The sequence below is a fragment of the Caulobacter sp. GW821-FHT09B08 genome (genome assembly GCF_059418225.1).
The window spans coordinates 453,946-478,530 of the sequence record NZ_JBWKPL010000002.1 but is presented as its reverse complement, the minus strand read 5'-3'; the positions used below and the strand labels follow the sequence as shown (position 1 = coordinate 478,530).

The following is a 24,585-nucleotide window of genomic DNA, read 5'->3' as shown; positions in this document are numbered from 1 at the left end:
CCCATGTTCGACAAGGTCCTGATCGCCAATCGCGGCGCCATCGCCTGCCGGATCATCCGCACCCTGAAGGCCATGGGTGTGAAGTCCGTGGCGGTGTTCAGCGACGCCGACGCCGGCTCGCTGCACGTCAGCCTGGCCGACGAGGCGGTGCGGATCGGACCGGCCCCGGCCGCCGAGAGCTACCTGCGGGCCGACCTGATCCTGGCCGCCGCCAAGGCGACCGGCGCCCAAGCCATCCATCCGGGCTACGGCTTCCTCAGCGAGAACGCCGCCTTCGCCGAGGCCTGCGAGGCGGCCGGGATCGCCTTCGTCGGCCCGACGGCGGACAACATCCGCGCCTTCGGCCTCAAGCACACCGCCCGCGATCTCGCCCAGGCCCACGGCGTGCCGCTGGCGCCGGGCACCGACCTGCTGGTCGATCCGGCGGCGGCCCTGGAGGCGGCCCAGCGCATCGGCTTCCCGGTGATCCTGAAGGCCACGGCCGGCGGCGGCGGCATCGGCATGCGGGTCTGCGAGACGGCCGAGGCGGTCAGCGAGGCCTTCGCCGCCGTCCAACGCCTGGCGACCGGCAATTTCAGCGACGGCGGGGTGTTCCTCGAGCGCTATGTCCGCAAGGCCCGCCACGTCGAGGTGCAGGTGTTCGGCGACGGGGCCGGCAAGGTGCTGGCCCTGGGCGAGCGCGACTGCTCGCTCCAGCGCCGCAACCAGAAGGTCGTCGAGGAGACCCCCGCCCCCGGCCTACCCCCCGCCACCCGCGCGGCCCTGCTGGACGCCGCCGTGCGCCTGGCCTCGGCGGCCCACTACCGCTCGGCCGGCACGGTGGAGTTCCTCTACGACGCCGAGCGCGACGACTTCTTCTTCCTGGAGGTCAACACTCGGCTGCAGGTCGAGCACGGCGTCACCGAGCAGGTGACGGGCGTGGACCTGGTGGAGTGGATGGTGCGCGGCGCGGCCGGCGATTTCGCCTTCCTCGACGCGGCGCCGCCCGAGGCGAAGGGCGCATCGATCCAAGTGCGGCTCTATGCCGAGGACCCGGCTCAGGACTACCGCCCCAGCTCCGGCGTGCTGACCCAGGTCTCGTTCCCGCTGGGCGTCCGCGCCGACGGCTGGGTGGTGGACGGGACAGAGGTCAGCGCCTTCTACGACCCGCTGCTGGCCAAGCTGATCGTCACCGCCGCTGACCGCCCCGCCGCCGTCGCGGCCTTGCAGGCGGCGCTGGACGACACCCGCCTGGCCGGGATCGAGACCAATCTGGACTGGCTGCGCACCGTCGTCCGCTCCGAGGCCTTCGTGACCGGCGAGGTCTCGACGCGGGCGTTGGAGAGCGTGGCCTGGTCGCCCGACACCATCCAGATGCTCAGCGGCGGCCCGGCCACCACGGTGCAGGACTGGCCCGGTCGCCAGGGCTACTGGGACGTCGGCGTGCCGCCCTCCGGCCCGATGGACGCCTTCGCCTTCCGACTGGGCAACCGCCTGCTCGGCAACGGCGAGGACGCGGCGGGGCTGGAGATCACCGCGCTCGGCCCGACCCTGAAGTTCAACCGCGCCGCCGTCGTCTGCCTGACCGGCGCGGCGTTCGACGCCAAGCTCGACGGCGTGGCGGTCGAGGCCTATGCGCCTGTCGCGATCGCCGCGGGTCAAACGCTGAAGATCGGCCGCGTGGTCGGCGCGGGCCTGCGCGGATACCTGCTGTTCCAGGGCGGGCTGGACGTGCCGGTCTATCTCGGCAGCCGCTCGACCTTCACCCTCGGTGGCTTCGGCGGCCATGCCGGGCGCAACCTCACGGCCGGCGACGTGCTGCGGTTGGCTACGGATGGGGACACACGCATGCGTGTGTCCCCTACCTCGCCCCTGCCCCCGGAGCTGCGCCCCGCCACCACCAAGGCCTGGACCATCCGCGTCCTACCCGGCCCACACGGCGCGCCGGACTTCTTCACCCCGGCCGACGTCGCCATGATCGGCGGCACCGACTGGAAGGTGCACTACAACTCCAACCGCACCGGCGTGCGGTTGGTCGGCCCCAAGCCCAAATGGGCGCGGCGCGACGGCGGCGAGGCCGGGCTGCATCCGTCCAACATCCACGACAACGCCTACGCCATTGGGGCCGTCGACTTCACCGGCGACATGCCGATCATCCTGGGGCCCGACGGACCGTCGCTGGGCGGGTTCGTGTGCCCGTTCGTGATCATCCAGGCCGACCTCTGGAAGGCCGGGCAGCTGGCGCCGGGAGATACGGTGCGGTTTGACGTGGTCGACGACGCGACGGCCGCCGCTGCGCTGGAGGCCCAGGAGGCGCTGGTCGCCGACCTCGCGGCGACGCCGGAGCCCGCCCGGCCGCCCGTGGACGAACAGACCAGCCCGATCCTTCGCGAGCTGCCGCAGGACGGCCACCGCCCGCACGTCACCTACCGCCGCCAGGGCGACCAGCACCTGCTGGTCGAGTACGGCCCCATCGTGCTGGACCTGGAACTGCGCCTGCGCATCCACGCCCTGTACCTGGACCTGCGGGGCCTGGCCCTGCCCGGCGTCATCGACCTGACCCCCGGCATCCGCTCGTTGCAGGTGCACTATGACAGCCGCCGTCTGACGCAAGGCCAGCTGCTGGCCGCCCTGGTCGCGGCCGAGGAGCGGCTGGGCGGTCTCGACGACTTCGAGATCCCGTCCCGCGTGGTCCACCTGCCGCTGAGCTGGAAGGATCCCGCGATCTACCAGACCATCGACAAGTACATGCAGGCCGTCCGCGACGACGCGCCCTGGTGCCCCGACAACATCGAGTTCATCCGCCGGGTCAACGGGCTCGAAAGCATCGACGACGTCCAGAAGATCGTCTTCGACGCCCGCTACCTGGTGATGGGCCTGGGCGACGTCTACCTCGGCGCGCCGGTGGCCACGCCGGTCGATCCGCGCCACCGCCTGGTGACCACCAAATACAACCCCGCCCGCACCTGGACCCCGCCCAACGTGGTCGGCATCGGCGGGGCCTATATGTGCATCTACGGCATGGAGGGACCGGGCGGCTACCAGCTGTTCGGGCGCACGATCCAAGTGTGGAACACCTGGCGCCAGACCGACGCCTTCGTCGATGGCAAGCCCTGGCTGCTGCGGTTCTTCGACCAAATCCGCTTCTTCCCGGTCAGCGCCGAGGAGCTGGTCGAGTGGCGGCGCGACTTCCCGCTGGGCCGCCGCCAGATCCGCATCGAGGAGGAGACGTTCAAGCTCTCCGACTATCGCAAGATGCTGGCCGAGAACGCCGACAGCATCGCCGGCTTCCAGGCTACGCGCCAGGCCGCCTTCGACGCCGAGCGCGCCGATTGGGAGGCCAAGGGCGAGTTCGCGCGGGTCGAGGCGCTGTCCGGCGTCGCCGACGACCAGGGTGAGGCCAAGGCCATCACCATTCCCGACGGCAGCGACCTGGTCGAGGCCCCGCTGGGCGGCAATGTCTGGAAGGTGCTGGTCGAGCCCGGCCAGCGGGTCGAGGCCGGCGCGGTGATCGCCGTGATCGAGGCCATGAAGGCCGAGGTCGACGTCAACAGCCCCACCGCCGGGACCGTCACCGCCGTCTACGCCCAGCCCGCCCAGGCCATCGCCGCCGGCGCGCCGATCGTCGCCATCGCCCCCGATCTGGAGAAGGCCGCATGAGCGACTTCGAACGCCTGTCCGTCACGACCATCGCCGAAGCGGTCAATGCTCAGGAGAAGGGGGGCGGCGCCAGCGCCGTCGCCGTCGCCCAGGCCGCGCTCGACGCCGTGGCCGCCTACGACCTGATCCAGCCCCAGGCCTGGATCCTGCGCCTGCCCGCCGAGGCCGTCCTGGCCCAGGCCCGGACCGTCGACGCCCGGATCGCGGCCGGCGAGACCCTGCCCCTGGCCGGCGTCCCGTTCGCGGTGAAGGACAATATCGACGTCGCCGGCTGGCCCACCAGCGCCGCCTGCCCGGCCTTCGCCTACACGCCCGAGCGCTCGGCCACGGTGGTCGAGCGGCTTGTCGCGGCCGGGGCGGTGCTGATCGGCAAGACGAACCTGGACCAGTTCGCCACCGGCCTGGTCGGGGTGCGCAGCCCCTATGGCGCGCCGCTGTGCGTGTTCGACCAGGACTATGTCAGCGGCGGCTCCAGCTCCGGCTCGGCCGTGGCCGTGGCGGCCGGGCTGGTGGCCTTCTCGCTGGGCACCGACACCGCCGGCTCGGGCCGGGTGCCGGCGGCGTTCAACCACCTGATCGGGCTGAAGCCCTCCAAGGGTCGCTGGAGCACGCGGGGCCTGGTTCCGGCCTGCCGCTCGCTGGACTGCATCAGCGTGTTCGCCGCCGACCTGGCCGGCGCGGCCCTGGTCGACGAGGTGCTGACGGCGTTCGACGCCGAGGACGACTATTCGCGGCGCGCGCCGGCCTCGCCGCCCGCCGCTCCCGAAGGCGCCTTCACCTTCGGCGTGCCCAAGCCCGACCAGCGCCTGTTCATGGGCGACGAACAATCGGCCGCCCTCTACGCCGCCGCCGTCGAACGCCTGACCGCCGCCGGCGGCACGCCCGTCGAGATCGACATCGCCCCGCTGCTCGACTGCGCCAAGCTGCTCTACAGCGGCCCCTGGGTGGCCGAGCGCACCGCCGCCGTCGAACATCTGCTGCGCGACACGCCCGGCGTGATCAATCCCACGGTCCGCAACATCGTCCAGGGCGGCCTGGCCGTCACCGCCGTCGAGACCTTCAAGGGCCTCTACGCCCTGGAGGCCTACAAGCGGTCGGCCGAGGCGATCTGGGACGCGGTCGACGTCATGCTGCTGCCGACATCGCCGACCATCTATCGCCTGAAGGAGATGCTGGCCGAGCCCATCGCCCTGAACGCCAATTTCGGCCTCTACACCAACTTCGTGAACCTGCTCGACATGAGCGCCCTCGCCGTCCCGGCCGGCTTCCGTGAGAACGGCACCGGCTTCGGCGTCACCCTGATCGGACCGGCCTTCGCCGACCGCGCGCTGCTGGCCCTGGCCGAGCGCTACCTGGAGACCTTCCCCATGGCCGACACGCCTCCCCTCGACCTGACCCCGCGCAAGCCGGGGGTGAAGCTGGCCGTGGTCGGCGCCCACCTGGCCGGCATGCCCCTGCACTGGCAGCTGACCTCGCGCGAGGCCCGGCTGGTCAGCGCCACCAAGACCGCGCCGGCCTACAAGCTCTACGCCATGGCCGAGACCATCCCGCCCAAGCCGGCGCTGATCCATGTGGGCGCCAATGAAGAAGGGGGCGGAAGCTCTATCCTGGTCGAGGTCTACGAGCTGGACTTCGAGGCCTTCGGCAGCTTCACCGCCGAAGTCCCCGCCCCGCTGGCCATCGGCACGGTGACCCTGGAGGACGGCACGTCGGTGAAGGGCTTCGTCGCCGAACCCCGCGCCCTGGACGGGGCCACCGACATCACCGCCCTGGGCGGCTGGCGGGCCTATATCGCGTCCCTGGCGGGCTGATCGGGACGCGTTTCAAGCATTTCCCCCGGAATCGACGGAAAGCTGCTACACTGACGAAGGCGCTGACGTCAGCGCCTTCGCATCAGCAGACAATCGTCTCGACGTTCCGACCACGCGATCCGTCGCCTGGCCCGGTCATCGCGCGCGCCCTGCCCGGACCGGAAGTACGATGATCAAACGCGCCGAAATCACCTGGATCGCTCAGAACGGCCGCCACAGCACCTACGAGCGCATCACCCACGTCGGCGGCGCGTCGCCCAAGCCCTGGTCGCTGACGATCAAGGAAGCCATCAAGCTGCTGGACGGCGGCAAGTGGCGGTTCTTCGTGACGATCGACGGGGTCGAGGTGAAGGTCGAGGCCCTCAACAGCCGCACCGGCGCCCGCTATCTCAAGACGGCCAACGACCGCGTCGAGCCCCATGAGTTCCTGACGCTCCCGGCCAATCCGGAATTCGAGGCCGAGTTGGCGGCGGCGTCGGCCTAGCCGCCCAGCCCCGCCAACGCCTCCGGCCCGACCGCGCCCGGCTTGTCCAGCGGGAAGTCGTAGACCGCCGTGGAGCCGTAGCGATGCGGCGCCTGCGGATCGCGGCGGCGCTTGTCGAAGGCCAGCACCCGGGTGCCCAGCTTGAAGGCCTCCTTGATGTCGTGGGTGACCATCATGATGGTCAGGCCGTGCTCGCGCCAAAGGCCCGTGATCAGTTCGTGCATGTCCAGGCGCACGCCCGGGTCCAGGGCGCCGAACGGTTCGTCCAGCAGCAGGATGCGGGGCTTCTTGATCAGGGCCTGGGCGATGGCCAGGCGCTGCTGCATGCCGCCCGACATCTGGGCCGGATAGACCTCGCCGCTGTCGCCCAAGCCCACGGCGGCCAGCATGGCGTCGGCCTGCTCCAGGGCCGCGCGACGCCGCGCGCCCGACAGCCGGCCGCGGAACATCGAGCCTTCGCAGTCCAGGCCGAACACCACGTTGTCGCGGGCGCTCAGGTGCGGGAACACCGAGTACTTCTGGAACACCACGCCCCGGTCGGGGCCGGGCTCGGCGCGCAGCTTCCTGCCGTCCAGGTCGATGGCGCCCTTGCTCGGCGCCTCCTGGCCCAGGGCCAGGCGCAGGAAGGTGCTCTTGCCGGCGCCGGACGGGCCGACGATGGAGACGAAACTGCCCTGCTTGATCGACAGGTCGACGTTCTCGAGCACGACCTTGTCGCCGTACTCCACCCAGACATTGCGGAAGGTCAGCAGGTCCATGCTAGCGCCCTCTCGCCGGGTGGGCCCAGGGATAGAAGCGGCGGCTGACCAGCTTCAGGGCCACGTCCATCAGCACGGCCAGGATCGAGATCCAGACGACGTAGGGCAGGATGATGTCCATGGAGAGATAGCGGCGGACCAGGAAGATCCGGTAGCCCAGGCCCACGTCGGCGGCGATGGCCTCGGCCGAGATCAGGTAGACCCAGGCCGGGCACAGCGACAGGCGCAAGGAATCGATCAGCCGAGGCATGGCCTGGGGCAGCGCCACGCGCAGGGCCAATTGCCAGGTGCTGGCGCCCAGGGTCTGGGCCTTGACCAGCTGCTCCTCGGGGATGGCGGCCACCTGGCCGGCCAGGTCGCGGACCATGACCGGGGTGATGCCGATGACGATCAGGGCGATCTTGGCCGTCTCGCCCAGGCCGAAGACGATGAACAGGATCGGCAGCACGGCGATGGGCGGCACCACCGCTATGGCCGCCACCAGCCGTCCGAACTTGGCCCGCAGCAGCGGCAGCAGTCCGAGACCGAGACCCAGCACCAGCGAAACGCCTGTCGCGATCGTCAGGGCCACGCCGATCCGCTTGATACTGGCCGCGGTGTCGACCACCAGCGGCGCCTCGCCGGTCAGGGGATCGACCTTGGCCATCATCTGCACCGCCTCGACCATGGCGGTCGGGGTGGGCAGCAGCTTGTCGCGCGGGTTCTCGGCGTGGCGGGCCTGCGAGGCCATCAGATAGACCAGGGCCACCGCCAGCAGCGGCACGAGGCCCAGCAGGACGCTAAGGCCGCCCCTCGGTCTGACGTTCAACAAGCGACGCATGAAGCGGGTCGGATCCTTGTCCTCGTGGATCGACCGCTCCGCCCCCGGATCGGGACGAAGCGGTCGGGATTCAGGCTAGAGCTTGCCGTCCGCCGCCTGCTGCACATAGGTCGGATCGAAGCGCAGCTTGACGTTGGCCGGATCGCCCAGGGTCTTGCCGCCCGGGAAGCTGATGCCGATGTCGTCCACCGACTTCGCGCCCTGGCCGAACAGACCCATGCTGAAGCTGAACTTGCGCACCCGGTCGTTGGCGGTGACCAGGTCCGGGCTGACCGTGGCGGCCAGGGCCGCCTTCGGCTCGGCGTAGAGGTAGGTGGTCTTCAGCTGGCTCTCGAAGCTGGCCAGGTCCGAACCCGACAGCTTGGCCATCGCCTCGCGGGCGGCCTTGCCTTCCGGGGTCTGGGCCACGGTCAGGGCCGTGACCTCGTACCAGATGCCGGTCAGGGCCTTGCCGAGGTTGGGGTTGGCCTTCAGCGCGTCGGTGCTGACCATCAGGCCGTCCAGGATCTCGCCCGGGATCTTGGAGCTGTCGAACACCTCGGTGGCGCCCGGCATCTTCTTCACTTCCGACAGCTGCGGGTTCCAGGTGACCAGGGCCTTGGTGTCGGCGGCGCTGTAGGCGGCCACGATGTCGGCGTCGGAGGTGTTGACCGTCTTGACGTCGGCCATCTTCAGCCCGGCCTTCTCCAGCGCGCGGGCCAGCAGGTAGTGCGAGACCGACAGCTCGACCAGGTTCACCGGTCGGTCCTTGATCTGGGCCAGGGTGGTCCCGTTCTTCAGGATCACACCGTCGTTGCCGTTGGAATAGTCGCCGATCATCAGGACGGTGGTGTCCTTGCCGGCGGCGGCCGGCACCGTCAGGGCGTCCATGTTGGTGGCGGTCACGCCGTCCAGCTTGCCGGCAGAGAACTGGTTCAGCGACTCCACGTAGTCGTTGATCTGCACCAGCTCGATGTCGACGCCGTACTTGTCGGACCACTTCTTCACGATGCCCGACTGCTGAGCGTAGGCCCAGGGCATCCAGCCGGCATAGATGGTCCAGCCGATCTTGTAGCTGGTCTTGGCGGCGGCCGCGGCCGGGGCCGACGCCGGCTTGTCGGCGGGCTTGGGTCCGCACGAGGCCAGCGCCAGGCACGACGCGGCCATGGCCGCGAGAAAACGCTTGCGGGTGAACAAGGCACTCATGAACGGGCTCCCTCGAAATTCGCTGGAACCCAGGTTCTGCATATTACGATCTGGCGCAATCGTAATAATTGAAGCAAGCCCGACCTTGGCCGCCCTGCCCCGCAAGCGTGCACCAAAAACGGGCTGCGGGCAGGTCCGGCGCCCTTTCGCGCGCCGTTTCCAGACGACCGCCCCGCCCGTCCCGGCGCCTATTTCGGTTCGACGTGGCCGCCGAAGCCGAAGCGCATGGCCGACAGCAGCTTCTCGCCGAAGGTGTTGTCGACCCGCGAGCGGTAGCGGGCGTAGAGGGCCGCCGACAGCACGTGGGCCGGCACGGCCTCCTCCATGGCCGCCTCGATGGTCCACTGGCCCTCGCCGCTGTCGGCCACCTTGCCGCTGAAGGTCGCCAGGTCGCCGTCCTTGGCCAGGGCGATGGCCGACAGGTCCAGCAGCCACGAGCTGATCACGCTGCCGCGCCGCCAGACCTCGGCGATGTCGGGCAGGTTCAGCTCGAAGCGCTCGTCCTCGGGCAGGCGCTCGGAGGCCTTGTTCTTGAGAACGTCGAAGCCCTCGGCATAGGCCTGCATCAGGCCGTACTCGATGCCGTTGTGGATCATCTTGACGAAGTGGCCCGCGCCGGCCGGGCCGGCATGGATGTAGCCGCGCTCGGCGCGGTCGTCGGCCGGGTCGCGGCCGGGCGTGCGGGGGATCGCGCCATAGCCGGGCGCCAGGGTCGCGAAGATCGGGTCCAGGTGGCGGACCACCGCCTCGTCGCCGCCGATCATCATGCAGTAGCCGCGCTCCAGCCCCCAGACCCCGCCCGAGGTGCCGACGTCCACATAGTGCAGGCCCTTTTCGCGCAGCACCTTGGCCCGGCGGATGTCGTCCTTGTAGTGGCTGTTGCCGCCGTCGATGACGATGTCGCCCGGCTTGGCCAGGCCCATGAAGGTTTCGACGAACTGCTCGGTGATCTGGCCGGCCGGCAGCATGATCCAGTAGATCGCCGTCTCGCCCAGCTTGTCGTGCATGTCCTCCAGGCTGGAGGCGGCGATCGCGCCTTCCTTGGCCAGCTCTTCCACCGGTTCGGGCGAGCGGTTGTAGACCACCACCTCGTGCCCGCCGCGCAGCAGCCGGCGCACGATGTTGGCGCCCATGCGGCCAAGGCCGATCAAGCCGATTTTCATGCCGTTCCTCCCTTTCAGACGTCGCCGCTCGGGCCGTCGGATCGAGACCCGGCCCGAGCCTCTTGTCCAGCACAACCGTGACCCGATCACGGCCGCCATCGGCGCCGAAGCGCCGCGAAGCGTCTTGAACGAAACCGCCCGCGCGACCGCTCTCTCTCCAGTGGAACAAAATGCCACATCGACCGCATGGCGCGATGAGCGCTCCATGCGGCCGTCGGACGGCCCCGTCGGAAATGGGGTGAATCCCTAGCTGCGACTTCCGTTTTCGGGGATGGCGCTCCCGCGTCGGCCCGGACCTAATCGACCCACGGTTCCGGAGGCAGTTCTCGCATGTCACCCCCTCTCGGTACGTCATGACCGACAGCTCTACGCTGGGGCGCCTGACGTCGCGAGCGGCCTGGACCGTGGGCGTGGCCGGGATGATCGCCATCGCGCTCGTCGCCATCACCGTGCCGCTCAGCTTCGAGGCCCAGGTCGCGTTCGCCGCGACCACGATCGTCTTCGTGATCGTCTCCAACCGCGCCTCGGCGTCCAGGCACCTGACCATAGCCCTGTGCGTGGTGTCGGTGATCGTCAGCACCCGGTACCTGTGGTGGCGCACGACCGAGACCCTGCACTTCCGTTCGCCCGGCGAGATGTTCTTCGGCGTGGGCCTGTATATGGCCGAGGTCTATGCCTGGCTGATCCTGCTGCTGGGCTATCTGCAGACCGCCTGGCCCCTGCACCGCCCGGTGCGTCCGCTGGAAGGGCCTATCGAGACCTGGCCACGGGTGGACGTCTACATTCCCACCTACAACGAGAGCCTCGAGATCGTTCAGGACACCGTCCTGGCGGCCATGAGCATGGACTATCCCCGCGACCGCTTCACGGTCTATCTGCTGGACGACGGCAAGCGGCCGACCTTCCGCGACTTCGCCGAACGGGCCGGCGTCGCCTACATCACCCGTCCGGACAACAAGGGCGCCAAGGCCGGCAATCTGAACCACGCCCTGGCGCGGACCGACGCCGAGCTGGTCTGCATCTTCGACTGCGACCACATCCCCACCCGCGCCTTCCTGCAGATGACGGTGGGCTGGTTCCAGCAGGACGATCGCCTGGCCCTGCTGCAGACGCCGCACCACTTCTATTCGCCCGATCCGGTGCAGCGGAACCTGCAGACGGTGCGCGACATCCCCGGCGAGGGCGACCTGTTCTACGGCGTGGTCCAGCCGGGCAACGACCTGTGGAACGCCGCCTTCTTCTGCGGCTCCTGCGCGGTGATCCGGCGCGCGGCCCTGGACCAGACCGACGGCTTCGCCCACCAGACCGTCACCGAGGACGCCCACACCGCGCTGAAGATGCAGCGGATGGGCTGGAACACCGCCTTCCTGGAGATCCGCCTGGCCGCGGGCCTGGCGACCGAGCGCCTGGCCCTGCACATCGGCCAGCGCATCCGCTGGGCGCGCGGCATGACCCAGATCTTCCGGATCGACAATCCGCTGATGGGCAAGGGGCTCAGCTGGCCCCAGCGGCTTTGCTACCTGAACGCCATGCTGCACTTCCAGTTTCCGCTGCCGCGCATCGTGTTCCTGACCTCGCCCCTGGCTTTCCTGCTGGGCGGCTTCAACATCATCAGCGCCTCGGCCCCCGTGATCCTGGCCTACGCCCTGCCCCACCTCGTCCATTCGATCGTCACCAACAACCGCATGCAGGGCGAGGAGCGCATGGCGTTCTGGGGCGAGATCTACGAGACCCTGCTGGCCTTCCACCTAGTGGGCCCCACCCTCCTGACGCTGATCGATCCCAAGCGCGGCAAGTTCAACGTCACCGACAAGGGCGGCCAGCTGGAGAAGGGCTATTTCGACTGGCCGCTGATGTGGCCGCACGTGCTGGTGGCCTGCCTGCTGATCCTGGGCATGGGCCTGGGCGTCTGGCGGGTGATCGACGGCCAGACCGACAAGGTCCAGTCCGCGACCATCGCGCTGAACATCCTGTGGACCACCTTCAGCCTGCTGGTGTTGCTGACCGCCATCGCCGTGGGCCGCGAGACCCGCCAGATCCGCAACTACGTGCGCGTGGACGCTCGCCTGGGGGCCCGGCTGCATCTGACCAATGGCGAGGCCCTGACGGTGGAGACCCGCGACGTCTCGATGGGCGGGCTGTCGGCCGTGGTGCCGGACGGCATGTGGGGTCCCGAGCGCCACCTGGACTCCATCGAATTCGACCAGGACGACCGGCGCCGGCGGTTCGCCGCCCGGACCGTCACCTTCGACAAAGGGGTGCTGCGCGTGCAGTTCATGCCGCTGAACTATGCCGACCGCCGCGACCTGGTGCGCAACGTATTGGGCCGGGTCGACGCCTGGCAGCCCAACGGCCACTGGGCGCCGGTCAGTCCCCTTCGCGCCCTGGCGGGCCTGGTCCGGGCCAGCGCCAGCATCCTGTTCTGGTGGCGCGCGGCCAAGCCCGTGTCCCTTACGCCGCGCGTGAAGCCGCCGGAGGAAGCCCCAGCCGGCGGACGGATCCTGCCCGGCCTCGCCGCCCTGATCCTGGCCGGCGGTCTGGCCCTGGCGGGACAGGCCAAGGCCCAGGCGCCCGACGCCCTGCCCCTGACGCCCGTCCCCGCCGCTTCGACTAGCGTGCGAGTGCTGACCCTCAAGGACCTCGGCTTCGCCCAGCCGCTCAATCTGCGCGGCGTGCAGGGCGAGGCCGGCGCGCCGTTCACCCTGCGGCGCGACGAGGTGGTCACCGGCGCGCGCCTGGTCGTGGTCGGAGCCTTTTCGCCCTCGCTGCTGGGCGAGCTCAGCCAGCTGGCGATCAGCGTCAACGGCGAGCCGGCCGGCGCCGTACCCCTGACGCCGGATCGGGCCGGCGGCACGGAGTGGTCGATCCCGCTCGATCCCGCCCTGTTCGTCCGCGACAACCAGCTGAACCTACGCTTCATCGGCCACTACACCCGGGGCTGCGAGGACCCGCAGCATTCGTCGCTGTGGATGACCCTCAGCAACAAGCGCTCGCGGCTGGAGTTGACCGTCGCCCGCCTGCCGACCAACCCGGACCTGGCCGCCCTGCCCGCGCCCTTCTTCGATCCCGGCGGCGGCAAGCTGACCCTGCCGTTCGTGTTCGCCCAGCCGCCCGGCGACGATATCCTACGGGCCGCGGCCGCCACGGCCTCGTATTTCGGCATGAAGGCCAGCTATCGGGGCTTCGCCTTCCCCGCCCTGATCGGAAGTCTGCCCAGCGGCGAAGGCGTGGTGTTCGGAACCTCCGGCCAGGCCATCGGAACGCTGGTCCTGCCCCAGGTGGCCGGCCCGACCCTGGCCGTGGTCGCCAATCCGGCCGCGCCGGATCGCCGGCTGCTTCTGGTGATGGGCCGCGACACGGCCGAAGCCCGCCGCGCGGCCCTGGCGCTGAGCCTGTCGCAAGGCGGACTGGCTGGCCCGACCCGCCAGGTCGACACCGCCCTGATCGCTCCTCGCCCGGCCTATGACGCCCCCCGCTGGCTGGCCATGGACCGCCCGGTGCGGATGGGCGATCTGGTCGAGCCGTCCAGCCTGATGGCGCCCGGCCTGTCGCCCGCCCCGGTCAAGGTGCCGTTCCGCGTCGCCCCCGACCTCTTCCTCTGGCCCGCCCAGGGCGCGCCGCTGAATGTGCGCTACCGCTATCCCAAGGGCCCCTGGTTCGACCGCGCCCAGTCGCGGCTGGACGTGTCGCTGAACGGCCAGTGGCTGCGGGCCTATCGTCTCAGCCCGCAGGACCGCACGGCCGAGGTGCGCGGCTTCTTCAACCGCTTCGCCCGCAACGAGCATGAGCTGCAGCTACCGCCCTACCTGCTGTTCGGGGCCAGCCAGCTGGAGTTCTATTTCGACATCAAGGCCAACAAGACCGGCGCCTGCCAGGGCCAGACGCCCAGCAACGTCCATAGCGGCATCGACCCGGACACCACCATCGACCTGACCAGCGGTCGCCACTTCGCCAGCCTGCCCAACCTGGCCTTCTTCGCCAGCGCCGGATTCCCGTTCACCCGCAACGCCGACCTCGACCGGACGGTGGTGGTGGTCGAGCCCAATATCGGCCCGGCCGACATCGAAGCCTTCCTCAACCTGATGGGCCGGTTCGGCGACGTGACCGGCGCGCCCGTCACCCGGCTGAACGTGACCCGCAACGCCGACAAGGCAGCCCTGAAGGGGCGCGACGTCCTGCTGCTGGGCCGGGTGGGCATGGCCCAGCGGTTCGGCGACCTGTTCGCCGCCTCTCCGTTCCAGCTGGACGGCGACGTGGCGCGGCTGAAGGTCAGCTCGCCGATCCAGCGGGTCTTCCTGATGGCCGACGGCGAGGCCGCCGCCGCGCGGCGTCACGCCGACGAACTGCTGGTGGCCGACGACCGGTTCGACGGCGTGGTCAGCTTCCCCTCGCCCTACGATGGCGACCGCGCCGTGGTGGCGATCCTGTCCAGCGATCCCGACCGGCTGCCGACGATCCTCGCCCGCCTCGACGACCCGGTCCAGAACGCCCAGATGCAGGGCGACCTGGCCATCGTCACCGAGACCGGCTTCTCCAGCTTCAAGCTGGGCAAGAGCTTCCAGGCCGGCGACCTGCCCTGGCCGGTGTTCGCCATGTGGTGGCTCAGCCAGCGCCCGCTGATCCTGGCCCTGGCGATCTTCGGCGCGGGCCTGGTGCTGTCGGTTCCGATCATCGCCGCGCTGCAGGCCGTGGCTCGCCGGCGGCTGAAAGGCGGCGCCCAATGACCCGGCGTCGCGTCGAATGGCTGCTGGCCGCCGCCGTGCTGGCCAGCAGCGCGCCAAGCCTTGCCCAGGCGGCCGACAACCCGGCGGTCACGGCCCTGGTGCGTCAGGGCGACTTCTGGAGCCAGAAGGGCCGCAAGGACCTGGCCGCCGACGCCTATCGCCGCGCCCTGGCGGTCGAGCCCGGCAACGCCGCCGCACGCCGGGGCCTGGCCAATCTGGACGCCCCGGCGGCCGCGCCGGCCAAGACCCAGGGCGCCGATCTGACCCAGGCCCGGGCGCTCGTCAAACGCGGCGACAACGCCGCCGCCGCGGCCGCCTACCGCCAGGCCTTCGGCGGCGCGACCCCGCCCGACAGCGTGGCGCTGGAATACTACCAGACCCTGGCCGGCGCGCCGGGCGGCCTCGCCCAGGCCCAGGCGGGGCTGCGTAGCCTGGCGGCCAAGCGTCCGGGCGACGGCGAGGCCCAACTGGCGCTGGGCCAGGCCCTGACCTATCGCGAAGGCACCCGGCGCGAGGGCGTGACCTTGCTGGCCAGGCTGGCGTCGGGCGGAAACGCCGTCGCCCCCCGCGCGGCGACGGCCTGGCGCCAGGCCCTGGATTGGATGGACGACTCCGCCCGCAACGCCGGCCTGTTCTCCGACTACCTGGCCGCCCGCCCCGGCGACGCCGAGATCGCGCGCAAGCTGGCCGCCGCCAATCAGCCGCCCAAGACCGTCGCCGGCCCGGCCGTCGATCCCTCGACCAAAACCCGCGCGGAAGGCTTCGCGGCGCTGGAGCGCGGCGAGCTCTCCGAGGCCGAGGAGCGTTTCCAGGCCGCCCTCGCCCGCCGCGCCACCGATGCCGACGCCCTGGGGGGCCTCGGCCTGGTGCGCCTGCGCGGCCAGCGCTTCGCCGACGCCGCCGACCTGCTGGCCCGGGCCGGACGCGCCAGTCCGTCCACCGCCGGACGCTGGAAGGAAGCCCTGGCCAGCGCCCGGTTCTATGCGGGCCTCCAGCAAGGTCAGGCCGCCCTCGACCAGGACCGGCCCGCCGACGCCGAACGGACGCTGCGCGGCCTGAGCGGGGCGACCGTCGCCGACCGCGCCCTGTCGCAAGGTCTGCTGGCCGAGGCCCTGCGTCGCCAGGGCAAGGCCGCCGAGGCCGAGGCGGTCTATCGCCAGATCCTCGCCGCCGATCCCGCCCAGGCCGAGGCGCAGCAGGGCCTGGTCCAGGCTCTGCTCGACCAGAACCGCATCGCCGAAGCCCAGGCCCTCACCGCCCGCTCGCCCGCCCTGCAGCCGGGCGCGACCGGCCAGAACGCCGCCCGGGGCCGGGTCGAGCACGAGCGCGCCAAGCAGCTGTGGACCAACGGCGACCTGTCGGGGGCCAACGGCGCCTTCGAGGCCGCCCTGGCCGCCGCGCCCGCCGATCCGTGGGTGCGCCTGGACTTCGCCCGCTTCCTGGCCGCCCAGGGCGAGACCGCCGCCGCACAGGGCCTGATGGCGCCGGTGGCCGCCGGAAGCGATCCCGAGCAGATCCAAGCCGCCGCCCTATTCGCTCAGCAACAAGGCCGACCGGCCGAGGCCCTGGCCCTGGTCGACCGCCTGCCGCCGGGCCAGGCCACGCCCGCCGTCGCGGCGCTGCGCTCGAAGCTGCGGGTCGACGCCGCCATCGACCAGGCCCGGCAGACCGGCGACGTCGGCGCCCTTAGAGCGGTGGCGGCCGGTTCCGACCTGTCGGCCGAGGCCTCGGGCCAGGTGGCCCTGGCGCTCTACGACCTGGGCGATCCGCAGACGGCCTTGGCCCTGGCCCAGCAGAGCCTGGTCGCGGGCGCCACGGAGCCGGCCGCCAGCTATGACGGGGCGGTCACGGTGCTGGCCCGGGCCGGTCACGACGCCGAGGCCGCCGCCCTGATCCGCCAGGTCGCGGCGCGGTCGGGCTCGACGCCCCAGGGCCTGCAAGACGTGGCCGACCTGACCGCCTCGCTGGGCGCCGAGCGGGCCGACCGCCTGCGCCGGTCCGGCGACCTGGCCAACGCCTTCGAGGTCCTGTCGGCCGCCTATGCTGTCGCGCCCCGGAGCACGCGCCTGCTGGCCCCGCTGGGCCGGGTCTATCAGGACGGCCGGCTGTACGATCAGGCCATCGGCGCCTACGAGGCCCTGTTGCGGGCCAAGCCGGGCGACAAGGAAGGCCTGGTGGGCTTGGCCGACGCCTCGGCCGCCAAGGGTGACCTGGCCGGCGCCCGTCGCGCCGTGGCCCAGGCCCTGGCCGCCTCGCCCCGCGACGCCGACCTCTATCTGCTGTCGGCCCGCGTCGAGCGCCAGGCCGGCGACGAGAAGGCCGCCCTGGCCGCCCTGCGCCAGGCCCGCGCCCTGCGTCAGCAGCCCCTGTTCGCGACGGGTGGAACCGGGGGGCTGGACGCCGTCCTGGCGCCCGGCGCGGCAAGCGGCGGAACGGTCGGCCTCGGCCCCAACCCGTTCGTCCGTCGTCAAACCAGCCTTCCGGTCTCCCGTCCGGAACCCATCCGCCTGGACATGACCGGTCCCGCCCCGACGGCGGCTCCGGCCGCGAACACGGGCGGCGTGTCGCCCTATGCCGGCGTGGCCTTCCCGATCACCGGACGCGGCGACGAACGCACCCAGCCGACCAGACCCGCGCCGGTCTACACGGCACAGGCCTCGACCAACCCCTTCGCCGCGCCACCCGCGTCCGGCGATCCCGCCGTCGATGACATCGACCGGCAGATCGCCGAACTGACCGCCCGGACGGCCGCCGAACTGTCGGGCTCGGCCACGGTCCGCACGCGTTCGGGCGAGGAAGGCCTCAGCAAGCTGGACGAGCTGTCGGCCAAGGCCTCCATCGCCGGCTCGCTGGGCGAGGTGCGGCTGACGGCCTCGGTCTCGCCGGTCAGCCTCGATTCCGGCACGCCCGCGGGCGATGGCCTCCAGCGGTTCGGCGCCAACCAGATCGTCAACGCCCGCGCCATCGTCGGGGCCTTCGCCCCCGTCTATCCCGCGCCCGACGCCCAGAGCGCGGCCGGCCCGGCGGTGAACCTGGCCATGCAGGTCGGCCAAATGACCGTCGATGTCGGCACGACACCGATCGGCTTCGACACCATCAAGGCCGTCGGCGGCTTGGCCTGGTCGCCCCGCCTGGGCCGGTCCGGCCAGGGCAAGGCCTGGATCGAGCGCCGCCCGGTGACCGACAGCGTGATCGCCTATGCCGGCAGCCGCGATCCCCTGACCGGCCAGCGCTGGGGCCAGGTGATGCGCACCGGCGGCGGGATCAGCCTGTCCTACGATGACGGCGCCTCGGGGCTGTACGGCGACGCCAGCTATTCTCGCTACGAAGGCCGCCACGTCGGCGACAATGAAAGCTACCAGGTCAATCTGGGCGGCTATGTGCGCCCCTATCGCCAAGGCGACACCGAACTGCAGGTGGGCTTCAACCTCAACCAGCAGGGTTACGACAACAACCAGAACTTCTTCAGCCTGGGCCACGGCGGCTATTTCAGCCCCAAGTCGTTCACCAGCCTGACCGCTCCGGTCGGCCTCACGGGCAAGTGGGGCGCCTGGCGGCTCAAGGGCGATCTCGCGCCCGGCTACCAGACCTACAGCCAGGCCGGCGCGGCCTACTTCCCGCAGGACACGGTCCTGCAGACCGAGCTGAACGCCCTGGCCGCCCAGGACACCGACGTCTTCGCCCGCTACCTGCCCCAGAGCGCCAGCGGCTTCGGCATCGCCGGCGGCGTGGCGGCCGATTACCAGTTCCGGCCCGGCACCCAGATGGGCGGCGTCCTGCGGTTCAACACCTTTGGCGACTACAACGAAACCTCGATCAGCGTCAGCGTTCGTCAGAGCCTGGGCGACGGAGACAAGCGATGACCACGCCCGGCCCAAGTCACGACCAAGATCATGACGACCTGGAGCTGGCCTATCTCCAACGCCGTCATGCCCATGCCCAGTGGGCGCCCTTCCTGGCCGCCCTGGCCGCCGAGCTGAGCGCCGTGGCCGACGAGGCCGGCACGGCCGCCTTCATGCGGGCGACCGGCGCCCGCGTGGCGCGGCGCCATCCTCTGGGCAAGCTGGAGACGCTGGAAGAGCTGGAGCTGGGGATCAACGCGGTGCTGGACATCATGGACTGGGGCTGGACCCAGCTGGACGACGCCGGCGCCGCGATCGTCATCACCCACGGCGCCTGCCCCAATGTGCTGGCCGACGACAAGGAGGGCCTCTGGCCCGGCCTGATGGCCGAGGTCCTGGCCGGGGCCTACGGGGCCTGGTTGTCGGAACAGGGCAGCCCGGGCCGCCTGACGACTTGCCGCGATCCCAAGGCCCGCCCCCTGGTCTTCGAACACCGCAGCTAGATCCGTCCCCAGGCGACGGAGTGCTGTGTCAATATGTCCAAAGGTCAGAATCCCGACTCTGCGGTATGGTTATGAATATCGCTTAACCCCTTACCAGCCGTGGATTTTCCCGGTGGCGAGAGGCCACTAACGGACCGCGTCGAGCGCGGCGGAGTCGTGTCATGCCCGGTGACATCCAGCGTCTGTTTTCGATGATCAACCAGTCCGACCTGCCCTATCGCGTCTTCGAGGACCGCGCGCCCGTGACCGACAGCGCCATTCAGGCGGTCGCCCAAGCCGTCGCCGCGCCGTCGGTCATCGAACGGCGCGTGCCCGCCAACGAAGACGTGGAATCCGCCCATGCCGGCCTGTTCAAGGCCTACAATGTCGAGGCGGTCCTGTCGGCCAAGCCGGGCCGGCCGCTGGCCGACATCTTCCGCCGGATGGAAGACCGCTAGCTGAGCGCCCGCGCGCGAGCGGGCTGCGCCAGGACCGTACACAGCGCCACGATCAGGGCCAGGGCGTCCATCGGCTTGCGGACCACGCCGTCGAAGGCCGCCAGCGCGCCCTCCGGCTCGTGATCCTCGTCAGCGGTGAACGCCAGGATCGGCAACGACCGCGCCGGCCCGCCTCCCTCGCGTATCCTCATCAACACGTCGCGCCCGGAAAGCCCCGGCATGCGCAGGTCCAACAGGATCGCGTCCAGCGGCTCTCGCGCGATCCGGTCCAGGCACGCGGCCCCGCCGTCGGCCTCGAGGACGCCGGCGCCGACCTGCTCCAGGACGATCCGCGCCAGTTCGCGGTTCATCGGATTGTCGTCCACCACCAGGATCCGAGCGCCGTCCAGCAGGGTCGTGTCGAACGCGCCCTCCGAAATGATCTCGGGCGCGATGGCCGGCGGCGCATGGACGTGGAAGAAGAACGCCGCGCCCTCGCCAGGGCGGCCCTCGACCCCGATGCCGCCGCCCATGGCCTCGGTCAGCCCCTTGCAGATCGCCAGGCCCAGGCCCGTGCCGCCGTGACGCCGGGTGGCCGAGGCGTCGACCTGGGCGAAGCGCTGGAAGAGCTGGGCCGCCTGGGCCGGGGTCATGCCCGGGCCGGTGTCCTCCACCCTCACGCGCAGGCAGGTGTTTGCCATGTCGTAGGCCAGCACCACGCGCACCAGGCCCCGGTCGGTGAACTTCACCGCATTGCCGATCAGATTGAGCAGCACCTGGGTCAGGCGTTCGGCGTCGACCGACACGTATGGCGGCAGTTCGCCCTCGGCCACGAACTCCAGGTCCAGCCCCTTGGCGCCCGCCTGGGGCTCGAACATGGCCAGGGCGTCCCGCGCCAGGGTTTCGGGAGATGTCGGACGCGCCATGACCTCGACCTGTCCGGCCTCGAGCTTGGAGAAGTCGAGCACGTCGTTGACGATCGACATCAGGGCCCGCCCGGCCGAGGTGACGCGATGGACGAAGCCCCGCGAGGTCTCGTCCAGCTCGGGCCGCTGGGCCAGGAGGTTCGAGAAGCCGATCACCGCCGTCAGCGGCGTCCGGATCTCGTGGCTCATATTGGCCAGGAACTCGCCCTTCACCGCGGCGGCGGCCTCGGCCTGCGCGCGCGCCAGGGCCAGGGCTTCCTCCTGGTCGACCTCGGCCTGGACATCGCGCACCACGTCCAGGAAGCCGATCAGGTCCTGGGTGACGGGATCGCGCAGCAGCGACGGGCGCGATTCCAGCCAGACCAGCTTGCCGCTGGCCTTGTGCCGTATGCGCCAGCGCACTTTCTGGCTGCCCCCGCCCTTGAGCAGGGTGCGATAGACCGCCATCACCTTGGGCAGGTCCTCGGCATAGGTCAGGTCGATGGGCCGAAGATCGTACAGGTTCTCGACCGTGTAGCCCGTCGCCGGCTCGCAGGAAGACGCCACGAACATGGTCCGGCCGTTCAGGTCGGTGGTGACGATAATGTCGGTGGTGTTCTCGGCGATCAGGCGATAGCGAGCCTCGCTGGCGCGCAGCGACGCCTCCAGGGCCCGCACCTCGGTGACGTCCCAGTTGGTGCCGACGATCCGCAGAGGCGCGCCGTCGGCGTCCCGGGTCAGACGCCCCATGGCCCGGATCGCGATGACGGCGCCGTCAGCCTTCACGACCCGGAATTCGGTGTCGAGCGGCGCGTCGTCCTCCAGCTCCGCGCGGAACTGGGCGGCCAGCCGGTCGCGATCCTCGGGATGGACGGCCTGCATGAAGGTCTCGAAGCGCGGCTCGGCGTCGGCGTCCAGGCCGTAGATCTCGCGCATCCGCGCGTCCCAGACCAGTCCGCCGGTCCGCAGGTCGTGCTCCCAGATGCCCACCTCGCCGGCTTGGGCGGCCAGCAGAGCGCGTTCGGACAGGCGCTGGAAACGCTCCCGCTCCTGGGCGCGCAGGGTTTCCTCCAGCACGCGTTCGGTGATGTCCATCACCGTGCCGAACACCGCGATCACCGCGCCGTCGCGGTCGCGCTGGCAGATGCCCGAGCCCTCGAGATAGCGCAGCTCGCCGCCCGGCAGCACGACACGCGAGGCCGCGCGACGCCAGTCCACGCCCTGCTCGAGGGCCAGGGTGAAGCGCCGCCGCGTCTCGGCCACGTCGTCGGGATGCAGGAAGTTCAGGAAGTTGGACATGGTCGGCTTTTCGCCCTCGGCCATGCCGTAGAGCGCCCCGACCTGCTTGGAGGTCTCCACCGCCTGGGTGGCCACGTCGAACCGCCAGTAGCCGATGCCGGCGACCTCTTCGCCCAGCAGCATCAGGCCCGTCATCCGCTCGGCCTGCTCGTGCAGGGCCCGTCGCTCGGTGACGTTGCGGAAGATGTTGACGATCTCGATCGGACGGCCGGTCTCGTCGCGGATGACCTGGGGGCTGCCCTCCATCCACACCCAGTCGCCCCAGCCGGTGCGATAGCGGTGAGCCCGGTCGACCGCCGGATCGATGGGCTCGCCCGCGAACAGCGCCGCCGAATTGGCCGAGAAGCGCTCCATGTCGTCGGGATGGACCAGGTCGAAGGTCGAGGTTCCGATCAGCGCCTCGGGGTCGTGCCCCAGCGCCCGGATCCCCGCCGAGACGAACAGGAACGTGCCGTCCAGCTTGGCCCGGACGATGATGTCGGACGTGTTGTCGGCCAGGAACCGGTGCCGGGCCTCGCTGTCGCGCAGCGCCGCCAGGCCGCGCTTCTGCTCGGTGACGTCCTGGAACAGGCCGACCAGCGCCGAGACCTCGCCCTTGGCGTCCAGCTCGCAGCCGGCCCGCGAGATCACGTCCCGCACCTCGCCGTCGGGCCGCACCGCCCGCAGCTGGAACTGATAGACGCCCTTGGTCGCGATGGCGGTCGCGATATGGCCGGCGACCTGGTCGCGGTCGTCGGGGTGATAGAGGGCGATGGCTTCGTCGACATTGGGATCGAACGCGCCCGGCTCGATCCCGTGGATGGCGTAGACCAGGTCCGACCAGGTGACGCGGCCCGTGGCGACGTCGAGGCGCCAGTGACCGACGCCCGCCAGGGTCTCGGCCAGGTTCAGCAGCGTCTTCTGTTCGGACACCACCTGCTCGCGGCGCAACCGCTCCATCTCGGTGACCGCCATCTGGGCCAGCTTGCGCAGTCTTTCCAGATCGCGCTCGGCCGGACGGGGACGCGGCTCGGTGTCGATCACGCACAGCGTGCCCAGGTTGTGCCCCTCGGCCGTGGTCAGCACCGCGCCGGCATAGAAGCGGATGTTCGGCCCGCCGGTGACCAGGGGATTGGCCGAGAAGCGCGCGTCCAGCCGCGCATCCTCCACCACCATCACCGCGCCCGGGTCCAGGCGGATCGCGTGATCGCAGAACGCCTGGTCCCGGGGCGTCGAGACCGTGTCCAGCCCCTGGCGGGACTTGAACCACTGCCGATCCGCGTCGATCAGGGACATCAGCGTAATGGGCGTGTCGAAGAGGTCGCCGGCCAGCGCCGTCAACCGGTCGAAGGCCGGATCCGGCGGGGTGTCGAGCACGCCGTAGGATCGCAAGGCCTCAAGTCGTTCGACTTCGTTGTACGAGATCATGCCTGGCAAACGCACTCGGTTTCCGACGCCGCGGATTGTCCGGCAATTCATACACAAATCTTCGCGAAAATCTTCCGCCCGCGCGCCAGGATCGGATGCATTGTCAATGCACGCTACGATTTACCGCGCGACCTGAACATGCTCAGCAAGCGGACGGCGTATCCCTGGTCTCGCGACTTCTGATCTGTCTCATCGCCTTGATCCAGGCGCTCAGCCACGGATCAATGTTCGGCCACTTCCCCCGCGAAGACTTCAGCCGGGTCCGGCGTGACCGCTCAGCAGCACCACGGCCACGACGAGCGCCAGCTTGGCCAGGTGAAAGACATGGTGCTGATCTGCCAGACGCACGGCGGCGCTCCTCGTCTGCCTTGGATGCGCCCAGGAAACGCTTCGGAATCGGCGACGCCAATCGGCTGGAACCCTCGGCGACCTCGCGGCGAACCCCTGGTGCAAATCCCTCCAACGGCAGGGGTTTCCCCCGATTGGTTCCCTCGCCCAACGCGATCAGCGTAGCCGCGACGCGCCCGGATCGCGGAGGACGACAAGATGATGGGATTTCCGCTCAGGGCGGTGGCGACGGCCACGATTCTGGGGAGCTGCGCCCTGGCCGGCTCGGCCCACGCCCAGACGATCGACGACCGCTACTGGATCGAGGCCCAGGCCTATTGGCCCGATGTCGACACCCGAGTCAGCGTGGCCGGCCCGAACGGCCTGGTCGGCACCAGCATCGACCTGGAATCGGACCTGGACCTGTCGGACCGCAAGAGCCTGCCGGCCTTCCAGGCCGGCGCCAGGATCGGCGAGCGCTGGTCGGTGGTCGGCGAATATTACGGCCTCGACCGTGGCGGCTCGGCCAGCATCAATCGCGACATCAATTTCGACGACGTCACCTATTCGTCCGGCGCGACCGTTTCGAGCGGCTTCGACACAGACGTCTATCGGATCGCCGTCGGCTACGCCTTCCTCAAGGGCGACAAGGGCGAGCTGGGCGCCTCGCTGGGGCTGCACGTCACCCAGTTCAAGCTGTCGATCTCGGGCGAGGGCCACATCGGCAACGCCGCCGTCCAGACCGAGCTGCGCAAGCGCGACGCCCTGGCGCCGCTGCCGACCCTGGGCCTCTACGGCGCCTACCAGATCACCCCTCGCCTGCTGGTCGGCGGACGCGTGGACTACCTGTCGCTGAAGGTCGGCGACTATGACGGCCGACTGGTCAATACCGAGGCCCGACTCAGCTACCGCCTGATCGACCACGTCGCCGTCGGCGCGGCCTATCGCTATGTCGACTACGACCTGAATATCGACAAGAAACACTGGCAGGGCGAGATGGCCTACAAGTTCAAGGGCCCGGCGCTGTTCCTGCAGGCGGTGTTCTAGCCGCCGTCCGGCGAAACCGCCGCGGCGATGCGGCGGCGCCACACCAGTCCGAAAACCCCCGAAAACACGCGCTCGTCGCCCTGCCAGGGCGGCGAGCCGTTCGCATGGGCGCAACGCTGAGGTGAAGCCGACCGGCGTTCGCCCACTCCCGTCTAGCTCGCAACCGGCGGCTGCGAATTTGAGCTTGTACGATAAATGCGACCCGGTTAAATAAAATGAACTTAATTAAAAAATGCCGACGTCACGGGGCATCGA

The 24,585-nt window shown here is 70.3% G+C and carries 13 protein-coding genes; 8 read left to right on the top strand and 5 right to left on the bottom strand.

The annotated features are described in order from the left end of the window. Positions 1-3 precede the first annotated feature (3 nt). The 3 genes from uca to AC07OA_RS08445 all read left to right on the top strand — a co-directional run bounded on the left by uca (position 4) and on the right by AC07OA_RS08445 (position 5,934). Positions 4-3,639, top strand: coding sequence for an urea carboxylase (uca, locus tag AC07OA_RS08455; protein WP_494663346.1), 3,636 nt, complete (start codon positions 4-6; stop codon positions 3,637-3,639). After that, positions 3,636-5,450 (top strand): allophanate hydrolase, encoded by a 1,815-nt coding sequence (gene atzF, locus AC07OA_RS08450; protein ID WP_494663345.1) that lies wholly within the window; start codon positions 3,636-3,638, stop codon positions 5,448-5,450. The genes uca and atzF overlap by 4 nt, the downstream gene beginning before the upstream one ends. Before the next feature lie 169 nt (positions 5,451-5,619). After that, a complete protein-coding gene (locus AC07OA_RS08445; RefSeq protein WP_494663344.1) occupies positions 5,620-5,934 on the top strand; it encodes a DUF3892 domain-containing protein in 315 nt (104 codons plus the stop codon). On the opposite strand, the gene AC07OA_RS08440 is transcribed toward AC07OA_RS08445, so the two are convergent. From AC07OA_RS08440 to gnd, 4 genes are all read right to left on the bottom strand, one after another. Next, positions 5,931-6,692, bottom strand: coding sequence for an ABC transporter ATP-binding protein (locus AC07OA_RS08440; RefSeq protein ID WP_494663343.1), 762 nt, complete (start codon positions 6,690-6,692; stop codon positions 5,931-5,933). The genes AC07OA_RS08445 and AC07OA_RS08440 overlap by 4 nt on opposite strands. A 1-nt stretch (position 6,693) precedes the next feature. Then, the gene (locus tag AC07OA_RS08435; protein ID WP_494663342.1) at positions 6,694-7,512 is read right to left on the bottom strand and encodes an ABC transporter permease; all 819 of its coding nucleotides are present in this window, start codon (positions 7,510-7,512) and stop codon (positions 6,694-6,696) included. 75 nt (positions 7,513-7,587) lie between these two features. Continuing rightward, positions 7,588-8,697: a putative urea ABC transporter substrate-binding protein gene (locus tag AC07OA_RS08430; protein WP_494663341.1), complete on the bottom strand. Its 1,110-nt coding sequence runs from the start codon at positions 8,695-8,697 to the stop codon at positions 7,588-7,590. A gap of 188 nt (positions 8,698-8,885) precedes the next feature. After that, positions 8,886-9,959 carry a phosphogluconate dehydrogenase (NAD(+)-dependent, decarboxylating) gene (gene gnd, locus AC07OA_RS08425; RefSeq protein WP_494663340.1) on the bottom strand — a complete coding sequence of 358 codons (1,074 nt, stop codon included), beginning with the start codon at positions 9,957-9,959 and terminating at the stop codon, positions 8,886-8,888. A 254-nt stretch (positions 9,960-10,213) separates the two neighbouring features. Here gnd and bcsA point away from each other — a divergent pair, with 254 nt between their 5' ends. The 4 genes from bcsA (at position 10,214) to AC07OA_RS08405 (ending at position 19,366) form a co-directional block, all read left to right on the top strand. Further along, a complete protein-coding gene (bcsA, locus tag AC07OA_RS08420; RefSeq protein WP_494663339.1) occupies positions 10,214-14,584 on the top strand; it encodes a UDP-forming cellulose synthase catalytic subunit in 4,371 nt (1,456 codons plus the stop codon). Next, complete coding sequence (locus AC07OA_RS08415; protein WP_494663338.1) at positions 14,581-18,447, top strand: cellulose synthase subunit BcsC-related outer membrane protein; 3,867 nt, start codon at positions 14,581-14,583, stop codon at positions 18,445-18,447. Before bcsA ends, AC07OA_RS08415 begins: the two co-directional genes overlap by 4 nt. Further along, on the top strand, positions 18,444-18,929 hold the full coding sequence (gene bcsD / locus AC07OA_RS08410) for a cellulose biosynthesis protein BcsD (protein ID WP_494663337.1): 486 nt from the start codon (positions 18,444-18,446) through the stop codon (positions 18,927-18,929). Before AC07OA_RS08415 ends, bcsD begins: the two co-directional genes overlap by 4 nt. 161 nt (positions 18,930-19,090) lie before the next feature. Next, positions 19,091-19,366, top strand: coding sequence for a hypothetical protein (locus tag AC07OA_RS08405; RefSeq protein ID WP_494663336.1), 276 nt, complete (start codon positions 19,091-19,093; stop codon positions 19,364-19,366). Here the strand turns inward: AC07OA_RS08405 and AC07OA_RS08400 are convergent. After that, positions 19,363-22,971: a PAS domain-containing protein gene (locus AC07OA_RS08400; protein WP_494663335.1), complete on the bottom strand. Its 3,609-nt coding sequence runs from the start codon at positions 22,969-22,971 to the stop codon at positions 19,363-19,365. The genes AC07OA_RS08405 and AC07OA_RS08400 overlap by 4 nt on opposite strands. Before the next feature lie 531 nt (positions 22,972-23,502). Between AC07OA_RS08400 and AC07OA_RS08395 the strand changes: the two genes are divergently transcribed. Further along, positions 23,503-24,330: an outer membrane beta-barrel protein gene (locus AC07OA_RS08395; protein ID WP_494663334.1), complete on the top strand. Its 828-nt coding sequence runs from the start codon at positions 23,503-23,505 to the stop codon at positions 24,328-24,330. Positions 24,331-24,585 lie beyond the last annotated feature (255 nt).

Excerpts from the sequence above, each read along its gene's own strand:
- uca (WP_494663346.1), top strand. The coding sequence starts at position 4 with ATGTTCGACAAGGTCCTGATCGCCAATCGCGGCGCCATCGCCTGCCGG.
- atzF (WP_494663345.1), top strand. The coding sequence starts at position 3,636 with ATGAGCGACTTCGAACGCCTGTCCGTCACGACCATCGCCGAAGCGGTC.
- AC07OA_RS08445 (WP_494663344.1), top strand. The coding sequence starts at position 5,620 with ATGATCAAACGCGCCGAAATCACCTGGATCGCTCAGAACGGCCGCCAC.
- AC07OA_RS08440 (WP_494663343.1), bottom strand. The coding sequence starts at position 6,692 with ATGGACCTGCTGACCTTCCGCAATGTCTGGGTGGAGTACGGCGACAAG.
- AC07OA_RS08435 (WP_494663342.1), bottom strand. The coding sequence starts at position 7,512 with ATGCGTCGCTTGTTGAACGTCAGACCGAGGGGCGGCCTTAGCGTCCTG.
- AC07OA_RS08430 (WP_494663341.1), bottom strand. The coding sequence starts at position 8,697 with ATGAGTGCCTTGTTCACCCGCAAGCGTTTTCTCGCGGCCATGGCCGCG.
- gnd (WP_494663340.1), bottom strand. The coding sequence starts at position 9,959 with ATGGCGGCCGTGATCGGGTCACGGTTGTGCTGGACAAGAGGCTCGGGC.
- bcsA (WP_494663339.1), top strand. The coding sequence starts at position 10,214 with ATGACCGACAGCTCTACGCTGGGGCGCCTGACGTCGCGAGCGGCCTGG.
- AC07OA_RS08415 (WP_494663338.1), top strand. The coding sequence starts at position 14,581 with ATGACCCGGCGTCGCGTCGAATGGCTGCTGGCCGCCGCCGTGCTGGCC.
- bcsD (WP_494663337.1), top strand. The coding sequence starts at position 18,444 with ATGACCACGCCCGGCCCAAGTCACGACCAAGATCATGACGACCTGGAG.
- AC07OA_RS08405 (WP_494663336.1), top strand. The coding sequence starts at position 19,091 with ATGCCCGGTGACATCCAGCGTCTGTTTTCGATGATCAACCAGTCCGAC.
- AC07OA_RS08395 (WP_494663334.1), top strand. The coding sequence starts at position 23,503 with ATGATGGGATTTCCGCTCAGGGCGGTGGCGACGGCCACGATTCTGGGG.